Origin of the sequence: Pseudoxanthomonas dokdonensis, from assembly GCF_001431405.1 — a bacterium.
In the GTDB taxonomy this organism is placed as follows: Bacteria; Pseudomonadota; Gammaproteobacteria; order Xanthomonadales; family Xanthomonadaceae; genus Pseudoxanthomonas_A; species Pseudoxanthomonas_A dokdonensis.
Map to the genome: position 1 here is coordinate 39861 of NZ_LDJL01000004.1, position 11140 is coordinate 51000.

Genomic DNA, 11140 nt, shown 5'->3' on the forward strand with positions numbered 1-11140 from the left:
CGCGGTTACCGCGCGGGCCAGGAGGCATGCTTGAACAAGCGGGACATCGCCATCGTCGGTTACGGCACCGCTGGCCAGGCGTTGGCGATACTGCTGTCGGCCGATGGCCACCGTGTGCAGGTATTCGAACGCGCGCCCGAGCCGGGGCCGGTTGGTGCCGGCTTCCTGTTGCAGCCAACCGGTCTGCAGGTGCTGTGGCAGATGGGATTGCTGGATCAGGCGCTGGCGCATGGACGTCCTGTCCGTCGACTGTATGGCGAGACCCCATGCGGCCGCGCGGTGATGGACATGCGCTATCAGGCACTGGATGCGCGCCTGTTTGGACTGGGCATGCAGCGTGGTGCCTTGTTCACCCTGATGGCGCGGGCGTGGCCGGGCCTGGTCGACATCCACAAGGGCGTGCAGATCGACGCTATCGATGAAGACACCCGCCACCTGCGCGATGCGCACGGACGCCGCCACGGGCCGTTCGATCTGATCATCGCTGCCGATGGCGCGGCCTCGCGCCTGCGCCAGCATACCGCCGGCGTACGCAGGCAATCGGTTTATCCGTGGGGCGCATTGTGGTGCCTGGTGGCGCAGGACGATTGGCCCTGGCAGGACGAATTGCGCCAGCGCTACGTGGCCGCGCGAAGGATGATTGGCATGTTGCCGGTCGGTACCCGCCCCGGCGACGACACTCCGCGACTGAGCTTTTTCTGGAGCCTGCCGACGGCGCAGTTCGAACAATCGACGTCGCGGGGGCTGCCAGCCCTGTCCGCTGAAATCGGCGAAATCTGGCCGCAGGCGCAGATGCGTCTTGCCGGCATCACCGACATGTCGCAGCTGGCCCATGCCAGCTACCGCGACGTGGTGATGCAGCGCTGGTATCGGGATCGATTGGTGCTGGCCGGTGATGCCGGTCATGCGATGAGTCCGCAGCTGGGGCAGGGCGTCAACATGGCGCTGATGGATGCGATGGCATTGCGCGACGCGTTGCGCGCCGGTGTGGATATCGACGCCGCGCTGGCCCTGTATCAACAGCAGCGGCAGGCGCACGTGGCGATTTACCAGTTCTGGAGCCGCTGGCTGACGCCGCTGTTCCAGTCCGATCGCGACAACGTGGCGCGTGTGCGGGATCTGGCCTTCCTGCCGCTGGGCAGGCTGCCGGGCGGACGCGGCCACATGCTGCGCGTGCTCAGCGGCACCCAGCACGGACTGTTTGGCAAGCTCAAGCTGGAACCGGGGTTCATGCAGGTGCTCGCCGAGCTCGCCGACAGCTGAGCCTGGCTGCGCGCTTTGCGATCGACTGCCCGCCGGTGCAGGATGGCGGTCGACGCCGCTTGCAGCCATGGCAATGAGTACTCCCAATCGTTTCGACACCCATCAGGTCAGCAACCAGCCGCCACCGTTCGAGCCCCGCGATCTGTGGGCCGACGATGTCGTGTTGCGGCAAGCGGTCGCCGCTGGCGGCGCGGGTGCTTTCGTCGCGCAACTGGGCGACTACGCGCGGCTGGCCGGCAGCGAGTTGTACGCGTTGGGTTTTGACGCCAATCGCGACAAGCCACGCCTGCGCAGCCACGATCGCTTCGGCCATCGCATTGATGGCGTCGAATTCCACCCGGCCTATCACCGCCTGATGCAGGCCGCCAAGCACGCCGGCGTCGCTGGTCTGTCCTGGCAGCAGCCAAGGGCGGGCGCGCAGGTCGCGCGGGCGGCGTTGAGCTATCTCCATCACCAGGTTGAAGCCGGTACCAGCTGTCCGCTGACGATGACCCATGCGGCGGTACCGGTATTGCGCCGACAGCCGCAGCTGCGGCAGTGGGCGGAGAAATGCGCCGCGCCTGTCTACGACCCGCGGGATCTGCCGATTGCCGACAAGCAGGGTGTCACTGTCGGCATGGGCATGACCGAGAAGCAGGGTGGTTCCGATGTGCGCACCAACACCACCATCGCCACGCCGGTTGACGACAACGGCGGCTACACCCTGGTTGGGCACAAGTGGTTCTTCTCGGCGCCGATGTCCGATGGCTGGCTGGTATTGGCGCAGGCGCCGGCAGGATTGAGCTGTTTCCTGCTGCCGCGACGGCTGGATGATGGCAGCAGGAATGCCTTCCAGCTGATGCGCCTGAAAGACAAGCTGGGTGACTGGTCGAATGCTTCCAGTGAAGTCGAGTTCCGCGATGCGTTCGCCTGGCGGGTCGGCGAGGAAGGGCGGGGCGTGGCGACGATCATCGAAATGGTGATGTTCACCCGGCTTGACTGCATGCTCGGTTCGGCGGCGGAGATGCGCATGGCATTGGCCCAGGCCATCCATCATGCGCGCCATCGGCAGGCGTTCGGCAAAGCGCTTGTCGAGCAGCCATTGATGCAGAACGTGCTGGCTGATCTTGCGCTGGAATCGGAAGCGGCGCTGGCATTCGCGCTGCGGGTGGCCGAAGCGATCGACCGCGCCGGAACCGAACCGGCACAGGCGGCATTCGCCCGGGTCGCCACCGGCGTTGGCAAATACTGGATCTGCAAACGCGCGGCGGTGTTTGTCAACGAAGCGCAGGAATGCCTGGGCGGCGCCGGTTATGTCGAAGAGTCGATGTTGCCGCGCCTGTACCGGCAGGCGCCGCTCAACTCGATCTGGGAAGGCAGCGGCAACATCCAGTGCCTGGACGTATTGCGTGCGTTGGCGAAGGAACCGGACAGCTGGGCGGCGGTGCAGGCGGAATTGCAGGCCGCCAGCGGTCGCGAGCCGGTTTATGACGCGCATCTGCGCAGCTTGCTGACAGCCTTCGGCGAAGGCCGGGTCACTGCCTGGAACGCACGCGCCTGGGTCGAGCAGCTGGCATTGGGTCTGCAGGCGGCGGTGTTGCTGCGCGCCGACAGTCCGGCGGCAGCAATGTTCATACGCAGCCGGTTGGGCGGCGAACATGGCCTGGCTTTCGGCACCTTGCCGGAGTATTTGCACGCGGCGGAGCTGATTGAACGTGCGTTGCCAGCGGCCGTCAGTAGCTGACGGGAGCAGTACCCGGTATCCCAGCGCAGCAAGCTGCGCTCTACAACAGCACACCGGGTAGAACGCAGCTTGCTGCGCTGCTCACGGAGCCCAGTCCGGGCGGTTCCAGCGGAGCAAGCTCCGCTCTACAACAGCACACCGGGTAGAACGCAGCTTGCTGCGCTGCTCACGGAGCCCGGACCGGGCGGTTGCAGCGGAGCAAGCTCCGCTCTACAACAGCACACCGGGTAGAACGCAGCTTGCTGCGCTGCTCACGGAGCCCGGACCGGGCGGTTGCAGCGGAGCAAGCTCCGCTCTACACAGCACACCGGGTAGAGCGCAGCTTGCTGCGCTGCTCACGGAGCCTGGACCGGGCGGTTACAGCGGAGCAAGCTCCGCTCTACGTGCACGCTGGCTAGTGGCCGGGGTCGGGGGCGGCCAGTGCACGTGATCCGGTAATGATCATGCGCACCATCTGCGAGATTTCATCGACCAGTTCCGGGTCTTTTTCCGGCGGCAGGTCCATCGCCGTGGCGCCCATGGCGAACACCAGCCGGGTGATCGCGCGGGCGACCAGTGCCGGTTCGTGCAGCGGCGCCTTGTTGAGTTTGGCCAGACGGATGAGGTCGATGCACAGCTCTTCTTCGAAGAACTCCAGCTCGCGATCGACGGCATGCTTGAAGGCATCCGAGCCAACCGTGCCTTCACGCAGCAGCACGTGCAGCAGCTTGTCATCCGCGCGCAGCTGTTCGATGAAGGTTTCCACCGAATTGCGGACCACGCTGCGTTCGCTGTGGGTGGCGCGCAGGCGTGCCTCGCCGATGATCTTGCGCAGCGAGCTGCCGGACAGATCGATCAGCGCGACGGCAAGTTCATCCATGTCGCGGAACTGGCGGTAGAAGCTGTTGGGGGCGATCCCGGCTTCGCGGGCGACCTCGCGCAGGCTCAGGGTCGACACGCTGCGGTGGGGGCCGAGCAGCTTGAGCGCCGCCGCCAGCAGATCCGCCCGCGAAATCGATGCCTTGCGACCGTGGCCGTGCTCCTCCGGCGCCGTGGCGGCGTCGGCAAGGGTCTGGGCGACCTGGGTGGGCAGATTGGGCATGGATCCGTCGCGGTTTCGAGGCTGAGGATGAATCATAGCCTTGTTCGATAATATACAGTTGTATACACGGCTGTCTCTATGCCCGTACAATGCCCCCATGAGTGCCGTCGTCCGTCCCCGCAAACGTATCCGCCAGCCCGCCTTCAAGCGGTTGCTGGCGCCCGTCGTCGCCCCGGATGTATTTGATTTCTGGGCGTCCAGGCTCAATCGCAGCTGGTCCTGGGAGCGCCCGCTGGCGCGCCTGGTCAGCCGCCAGCGCGCTTCGCGCGACGCCATGACCCTGCTGTTCAAGCCCAATCGCAACTGGCAGCAGGGCTTCCGCGCCGGCCAGCATGTCTCGCTGACCGCCGAAGTCGACGGCGTGCGGATCACCCGCAGTTACAGCCTGGTTGAACCGCCGCGCGCGGACGGTTGCCTGGCGATCACCGTCAAGGCCATCGAAGGTGGCCGCCTCAGCCAGGCCTTGTGCCGGGCCGAACCGGGGCTGGTGGTGGAGCTGGGCAGCGTGTTCGGCGACATGCGGGTGGCCTCCAAGCCGCATGGCGACTATCTGTTGCTGGCCGCCGGCAGCGGCATCACGCCGTTGATGGCGATGACCCGGGCGCTGGCCGCCAAGGGCATGCCGGTGCCGGTAACGCTGGTGTACTGGGCGCGCCAGCGTGACGAACTGTGTTTTGTCGACGAACTGCGGACACTGGCCGCGCAGCATGCCAATTTCACGCTGCGCCTGATGTTGACCGGTGAAGCCGCCCAGGCGGCCGATGAAGCTGAAGGCCGCATCGACGCCGCGCTGGTGTCGGCGCTGGCGCTGGACCGCGAACAGACCCGGGTGATGGCCTGCGGCCCCGGTGGTTTCGTCGAAGCCGCGCGCGCCTTGCTGGACGGCCAGGTCAAATCGTTCCAGGCTGAAGCATTCACCCTGCCGCCGGTGAGCAATGTCGACAGCGGCAGCGTGCAGGTGCATCTGCGCCGTCGCGGCGTGCGGCTCGAGCTGCCGCGCGGCAGCTCGCTGCTGTCGGCACTGGAAGCGCAGGGCATCAAGCCGCCGTCGGGCTGCCGGATGGGCATCTGCAATACCTGCGCCTGCGGCAAGGCCTCGGGCAGCGTGCGCCACCTGCCCAGTGGTGATCTGCAACACGAACCGCAACAGGCATTGAAGCTGTGCATCCACAGCGCTGCCACCGATCTGGAACTGGATCTGTAATGTCGAAAACCGAACTCAGCGCCCGTCACAGGAACCGCGTACTCAGCCCGGCCGAGCTGGACGCCTTTGGCCAGGAGCTGGACGCCTTGCGCGCCCGTACCGTGGCCACTCTGGGCCAGCGCGATGCGCGCTACATCCGCAACATCGTCAAGGCGGTGCGCTACACCGAAGTCGCCGGACGCGGTCTGCTGTTCCTCGGCGCGTTCGTCCATAGCGTGCTGTTGCCGGCATGGATTGCCGGTGTGCTGCTGCTCGGCCTGTCCAAGATCCTGGAGAACATGGAGCTGGGTCACAACGTCATCCATGGCCAGTACGACTGGATGGGCGACCCGCAACTGCAGGGTTCGACCTACGAATGGGATATTGCCGGCACCGCTGAAAACTGGCGCAAGACCCACAACTTCCGTCACCACACCTACACCAACGTGCGCGGGCTGGATGACGACATCGGCTACGGCCTGCTGCGGATCTTCCCGGAGCAGAAGTGGCGTCCGTTCTATCTGCTGCAGGCACCGATAGCGGTGGTGTTCGCGCTGCTGTTCGAATGGGGCGTGGCGATCCAGGACGTCAAGATTGGTCGCCTGTTCGCCGGCAAGATGAGCTTCAAGCAGTTCCGCGCCAAGTTCCGTCCGGTTGGACGCAAGATCAGCCGCCAGCTGATCAAGGATTACCTGGTGTTCCCGCTGCTGGCCGGTCCGTTCTTCCTGCCGGTGCTGCTGGGCAACGTGGTCGCCAACGTGATCCGCAACGTCTGGACCTTCACCATCATCTTCTGCGGCCACTTCACTGCCAACGCGGAAACCTTCCCCAAGGAAGTGATCAAGAACGAATCGCGTGGCCACTGGTACATGCGCCAGCTGCGGGGTTCCTCGAACATCGGTGGCGGCAAGGTGATCGACGTGCTGTCAGGCAACCTGAGCCACCAGATCGAACATCATTTCTACCCCGACATCCCGGCCAACCGCTATGCGGAAATGGCAGTCGATGTGCGCGACATCTGTGCGCGCTACGGCCAGCACTACAACACCGGTTCCTTGCCGCGGCAGTGCTGGCAGGTGACCTGGCGGATCCTGCGCCACTCGCTGCCCAGCCGCGCCCCGCGCGCGCTGCCGCTGATGCGGGCCCAGGCCGCGGCGGCCAGCCTGATCTCCTCCGACCTGCGTAGCTGAGCCGCCCGTCGCAAGCGCTGAGATGGGGCCGCGCCATGCTGGCGTCCGCCCCATCAACCAGCAGGTAAGCGCGTGCAGTGGACGATCTTGCGGAAATTCTTGCCTTCATTCGCCTGCCTTGGGCTGGCGTTGCTGTGTACCTGGCTGCCTGCTGACGGCCAGGGCGCGCCGATCACCGGTGCCGCGACGTTGGCAGCGTGGCAGGGCTGGATCATCGCTGCGTGCCTGCTGCTTGCCGTCGTCTCCGCTGCCTGGGCATGGCGGCAGCGGCGTTATCTGCTCCACGCCGATCCCTATCTCTGCCGCTGTGGCGGACTGCTGGCCCCAGTGATGCAGGGGCGCACCAGCCGTCGTTGCCGTAGCTGCGGGCGCGCTTACCTGCTGCGCTGAGCCGGGGCCGCGAATTGATTAGCGGCCTTGCCCAGTCGCGATCCGGCTCGCCCGGAAGCCTGCTTGGTCAGAGCCTGCCCAATAGACAGCCCGCTCAATCCAGGCCCGTTCAATCCAGGAACTGCAGCTTGGCCAGTTCCGCATACAGGCCGCCTTCGGCCAGCAGTTGCTCGTGGGTGCCCTGGGCGACGATGCGACCGCGGTCCATGACCACGATGCGATCGGCCTGCAGGATGGTGGCCAGGCGATGGGCGATGACCAGCGTGGTCCGGCCCTGCATCAGCCGTTGCAGCGCATGCTGTACCGCGCGCTCGCTCTGTGCATCCAAGGCGCTGGTGGCTTCATCCAGCAACAGCACCGGCGCGTCTTTCAGCAACGCGCGGGCGATGGCGATGCGTTGCTGCTGGCCACCGGACAGGCGTGCACCGCGTTCGCCCAGCTGGCTGTCGAAACCTTCCGGCAATTCGTCGATGAAATCGAGCGCTTCGGCATCCGCTGCGGCCTGTCGTACCTGTGCGTCGGTGGCCTGCAGGCGGCCATAGCGGATGTTGTCGGCGGCACTGGCGGCAAAGATGGTCGGATGTTGCGGCACCAGACCGACTTGTTCGCGCAATTGCGCCGGGTCCAGCTGGCGTAGATCGACGCCATCGAAACGTATGCGTCCGCTCTGGGCGTCATGGAAGCGCAGCAGCATGGCCAGCACGGTGCTCTTGCCGGCGCCGGAAGGGCCGACCAGGGCAACCGTCTCGCCCGGCACGACATGCAGGTTGAAGCCATCCAGCGCCGGCATTTCCGGCCGCGACGGGTAATGGAACACCACGTCCTCGAAGCGGATTTCACCGCGCACCGGTTGCGCCAATGCATGCTGTTGCCCATCGCCCGGCGCGGTGATCCGCGGGGTTTCCTGCAGCAGCTCGGCGATCCGGCCCATGCCGCCGGCAGCACGTTGCAGCTCGTTCCACACTTCCGCCAGGGCACCGACCGAACCGCCGCCAATCAGCGCGTACAGCACGAACTGGCCGAGCGTGCCGGCACTCATCTTGCCGCTGATCACGTCATGCGCGCCGGACCACAGCACCAGGGTGATGGCGCCGAAGATCAGGGTGATCGCCGCCGCAGTCACCCAGGCCTGCGCGCGGATCCGCTTGCGCGCGGTTTCCACCGCAATCGCGATGGCTTCGCCAAAGCGGCCGCGTTCGTAGGGTTCGCGCGCGTGCGCCTGCACCGTGCGCACCGCGCCCAGGGTTTCATTGGCCAACGCATTGGCATCGGCGACCCGGTCCTGGCTGGCGCGCGAGGCCTTGCCCAGGCGCCGCGAGCCGAGCACGATCGGCAACACCGCCAGCGGGATGCCAATCAGCGCGAACGCCGCCAGCCGCGGGCTGGTGACGAACAACATCGCCAGGCTGCCGATCACGGTGACCGTGCTGCGCAGGGCCACCGACATGCTGGTGGCGACCACGCTGCGCAGCAGTTCGCTGTCGGTGGTCAGGCGCGAGACCAGTTCGCCGCTGCGGCTGCGGTCATGGAATTCGGCGTCCAGCCCGATCAGGTGTCCGTACAGTTGCTGGCGCAGATCGGCAACGACTTTTTCGCCGAGCAGCGAGACAAAGTAGAAACGTGCCGCGCTGGCCAAGGCCAGTACCACCGCGACCGCGAACAGGAACAGGAACGCACGATTGACGTTGCTGCCGTCGCTGAAGCCATGATCAATCATCTGCTTGAACGCCGGCGGCAGGCTCAAGGTAGCGGCCGAGGCCAGGCCCAATGCCAGCAGCCACGCGCTGAACAGGCCCATGTGGCGGCGGATGAACGGCCACAGCGCCCGCAAGGTTCCGAGTCTGGCCTTGGCCGGCGGCGCGGCGGTGGTGCTCTGCGCCGCCAGCGGCGACGGATCGTCGAGCTGGGAGGCGGCGGTGGTCGGCGTGGCCGGGGCGGGAGACAACTCAGTCATGGGATTCCAGTGGCGACAGCCGTACCCGGTCACGGGTGGCGTCGCGAAGACGGGTTTTCAAGGTGTCGACATCGGTTTGCGCCACGCTGACCTGCAATACCGCGCCATGTTCGTCGAAATCCTCGCGTTGCTTCAACGCCTCCAGCGAGGCCAGTTGCGCGTGGACATGGCCCAGTTCATCGAATGGACAACTGATCCGCAGCATCTGCATGGCAATCAGCTCGCGGCGTTCGGCGCTGCGCAGGCATTCGGCAGCGCTGCCGCCATACGCACGCACAAGCCCACCGGCACCCAGTTTGATACCGCCGTACCAGCGGGTCACCACGGCCATCACCTGGTCGTAGCCCTAGCCATCGATGGCGGCCAGAATCGGGCGACCTGCGGTGCCGGCCGGCTCGCCATCGTCACTGGAGCGGTATTCATCGCCGATCCGGTAGGCCCAGCAGTTGTGGGTAGCAGCGGGGTCGGCAATCTGCTGCAGCCACGCCATCGCCTGCTCGGCCGAGGTCACCGGCGCGGCCTGGGCCAGGAAGCGGCTGTGCTTGACCTCCAGCAGATGCGAGGCGGTGGCGACCAGGGTGTGGCTCATTGTTGCGCGGGTGAATCAGCCAGGGTGCGCAGATCATCGGGCAACGGGTGCTGCGGATGCGCCTGCAGGAACAGCCGCAGGCTCTCGCGCGCGCCGACCTCGTCCTGCAGCTTGAGTCGGAGCCGGATCTGCTGCAGCCAATGCTCGGCGGACAGCCGTGTGTCATCGGCCACGCTGGCGCCGGCTACCTGTGATGGCGCGATCGCGGACTCCGGCACGACTGCAGCGGGTGCCGCATACGCCTGCGCTGCCTGCGCGCGCGTGCGTTCGACATCGACGGTGGCCGCATCCGATTGCCGCTTGGTAGCGGCGGCATCGGCACGGGCGGCGGCTGCCTGGATGGGCTCGGCCGGCGATTCGGCGAGATCGGCATCGGCTTCGATGGCCATCGCCGTGGCCGGCGCTGGCGGTGCATGGACATCGACAGGGCGTGATTCGGTCGCGGCAATGGCTGGCGCGGGCGGTGCAGGCGGTGGTGGGGGCGGCGGAGCCTTTTCCGCCAGTTCACGGCCAGTGCTGTTGCGCTCGGCATCCGCTGCTGGTGGTGCGGCCGGTGCGGTTGCCCGCGCGCTGGCCGGTGCAGGCGCTTCCTTTGCTGCCGACGGCTCCGGCACGGCGCCAGTGAGCGCTTTCAAGGGCGGCGGGGCACCGGGATCGGATGCGGCGGTGCCGGCTGCCGGTTCCGGTGGGGCGACCGTGGCCGGTGCTGCAGTGTTGCCGGCGACTGTCCCGGCAGCGCTGTCGTCGTCCGGCTTGCCAGCGGCTTCAACCGGCGCGTCGGCAACCGCTGCGGGCGGCGGCGCGGCCGGCGATGCTTCAGCGGCCTGCCGTGCCATTGCCGCTTCGCTGGTCGTTGCCGGTCTGTCGACCGGACGCAGTTGCCAGGCCAGGCCAACCGCCAGCAGCGCCGAGGCCGCTATACCCAGTCCGATCGGCCAGCGGCGGCGGACCGGTGACCGCGCGGCGACGGCGTCGTGGGCGGCGGCGAGGATGCGGTGGTCCAGTTGCGGCGATGGCGAGCCATGCGGGCCCAACCGAGCCAGTTGCTCGGCCAGTTCGCGCTCCTCGGCGTTCAGCGGTTCGGGCGGCAGCCGGTTCATTCGCTCAACCTCGCACGCAGTTTGTCCATCGCATAGCGCAATCTCGATTTGACCGTCTCGCGGCCGGTCGCGGTGATCTCGGCAATCTGCTCCAGGCTCAGTTCCTGCTCCAGCCGCAGCTGCAGCACCAGCCGCTGGTCTTCCGGCAGTGCTTCGATGGCCAGCTGCAGCCGCCGCCGTTGTTCGAAGGCCGACAGCTGTCGTTCCGGCGTATCCGGGTCCGGCACCTGCGCGGTGCGCTGATCGGCATCGGCCGGAGCGGGTGGACGATGCCGTGCGGCACGCCAGTGGTCGTTCAGTCGATTGTGGGCAATGCGGTACATCCAGGTGCTGAAGGCAGCCTCGGGTTTCCAGCTGGCACGTGCGCTGATGACGCGCTGCCAGACATCCTGGAACAGCTCGTCGGCGAGCGCCGGTTGCCGGCACTGGCGCAGCAGGAAGCGGTACAGCGGGCCACGATGGCGGCTGTACAGTTGTTCGAAGGCCGCGGCGTCGCCGCCGGCATAGGCCAGCATCAGGTCTTCGTCGGTGGGGTCGGCAAGTGCGTCCAAGACAGGCAGGGTAAGCGTTGCCGGCGCTGGCGGGAAGCTCGGCCAGGCGGCTGGCGGGTCCGGGCCGGTTGGCCGGAGCACACTGTGCGAAGCGGTCTGCATCGAAGTCACAACGG

At 66.8% G+C, this 11140-nt stretch carries 9 protein-coding genes and 1 pseudogene; 5 read left to right on the top strand and 5 right to left on the bottom strand.

Going from position 1 to position 11140, the window contains the following annotated elements; all coding sequences use genetic code 11:
* Positions 1-30: 30 nt before the first annotated feature.
* Together ABB29_RS03280 and ABB29_RS03285 are read left to right on the top strand one after the other, a co-directional pair.
* Positions 31-1263 (top strand): FAD-dependent oxidoreductase, encoded by a 1233-nt coding sequence (locus tag ABB29_RS03280; RefSeq protein ID WP_057657199.1) that lies wholly within the window; start codon positions 31-33, stop codon positions 1261-1263.
* Between the two features lie 73 nt (positions 1264-1336).
* Positions 1337-2986, top strand: coding sequence for an acyl-CoA dehydrogenase family protein (locus ABB29_RS03285; protein ID WP_057657200.1), 1650 nt, complete (start codon positions 1337-1339; stop codon positions 2984-2986).
* A 394-nt stretch (positions 2987-3380) separates the two neighbouring features.
* Here the strand turns inward: ABB29_RS03285 and fabR are convergent, their stop codons facing one another.
* Positions 3381-4067 carry an HTH-type transcriptional repressor FabR gene (gene fabR / locus ABB29_RS03290; RefSeq protein ID WP_057657201.1) on the bottom strand — a complete coding sequence of 229 codons (687 nt, stop codon included), beginning with the start codon at positions 4065-4067 and terminating at the stop codon, positions 3381-3383.
* A 97-nt stretch (positions 4068-4164) separates the two neighbouring features.
* Here fabR and ABB29_RS03295 point away from each other — a divergent pair, with 97 nt between their 5' ends.
* The 3 genes from ABB29_RS03295 to ABB29_RS03305 all read left to right on the top strand — a co-directional run bounded on the left by ABB29_RS03295 (position 4165) and on the right by ABB29_RS03305 (position 6830).
* Positions 4165-5271, top strand: coding sequence for a ferredoxin reductase (locus ABB29_RS03295; RefSeq protein ID WP_057657202.1), 1107 nt, complete (start codon positions 4165-4167; stop codon positions 5269-5271).
* On the top strand, positions 5271-6440 hold the full coding sequence (locus ABB29_RS03300; RefSeq protein ID WP_057657203.1) for a fatty acid desaturase family protein: 1170 nt from the start codon (positions 5271-5273) through the stop codon (positions 6438-6440). The genes ABB29_RS03295 and ABB29_RS03300 overlap by 1 nt, the downstream gene beginning before the upstream one ends.
* A 72-nt stretch (positions 6441-6512) precedes the next feature.
* The gene (locus ABB29_RS03305; RefSeq protein ID WP_057657204.1) at positions 6513-6830 is read left to right on the top strand and encodes a hypothetical protein; all 318 of its coding nucleotides are present in this window, start codon (positions 6513-6515) and stop codon (positions 6828-6830) included.
* Between the two features lie 109 nt (positions 6831-6939).
* Here ABB29_RS03305 and ABB29_RS03310 read toward each other — a convergent pair whose 3' ends face one another.
* From ABB29_RS03310 to ABB29_RS03325, 4 genes and pseudogenes are all read right to left on the bottom strand, one after another.
* Positions 6940-8784, bottom strand: coding sequence for an ABC transporter transmembrane domain-containing protein (locus ABB29_RS03310; RefSeq protein ID WP_083487433.1), 1845 nt, complete (start codon positions 8782-8784; stop codon positions 6940-6942).
* A pseudogene (locus ABB29_RS03315) lies at positions 8777-9373 on the bottom strand (IMPACT family protein). Before ABB29_RS03315 ends, ABB29_RS03310 begins: the two are co-directional and overlap by 8 nt.
* Positions 9370-10473 carry a hypothetical protein gene (locus ABB29_RS03320; protein ID WP_057657205.1) on the bottom strand — a complete coding sequence of 368 codons (1104 nt, stop codon included), beginning with the start codon at positions 10471-10473 and terminating at the stop codon, positions 9370-9372. Before ABB29_RS03320 ends, ABB29_RS03315 begins: the two are co-directional and overlap by 4 nt.
* A complete protein-coding gene (locus tag ABB29_RS03325) occupies positions 10470-11024 on the bottom strand; it encodes an RNA polymerase sigma factor (protein WP_057657206.1) in 555 nt (184 codons plus the stop codon). Before ABB29_RS03325 ends, ABB29_RS03320 begins: the two co-directional genes overlap by 4 nt.
* Positions 11025-11140 lie beyond the last annotated feature (116 nt).

What these genes read in the sequence shown, in the direction of transcription:
- ABB29_RS03300 (WP_057657203.1), top strand. Translation starts at nt 5,271, where the DNA reads ATGTCGAAAACCGAACTCAGCGCCCGTCACAGGAACCGCGTACTCAGC.
- ABB29_RS03320 (WP_057657205.1), bottom strand. Translation starts at nt 10,473, where the DNA reads ATGAACCGGCTGCCGCCCGAACCGCTGAACGCCGAGGAGCGCGAACTG.
- ABB29_RS03310 (WP_083487433.1), bottom strand. Translation starts at nt 8,784, where the DNA reads ATGACTGAGTTGTCTCCCGCCCCGGCCACGCCGACCACCGCCGCCTCC.
- fabR (WP_057657201.1), bottom strand. Translation starts at nt 4,067, where the DNA reads ATGCCCAATCTGCCCACCCAGGTCGCCCAGACCCTTGCCGACGCCGCC.
- ABB29_RS03285 (WP_057657200.1), top strand. Translation starts at nt 1,337, where the DNA reads ATGAGTACTCCCAATCGTTTCGACACCCATCAGGTCAGCAACCAGCCG.
- ABB29_RS03295 (WP_057657202.1), top strand. Translation starts at nt 4,165, where the DNA reads ATGAGTGCCGTCGTCCGTCCCCGCAAACGTATCCGCCAGCCCGCCTTC.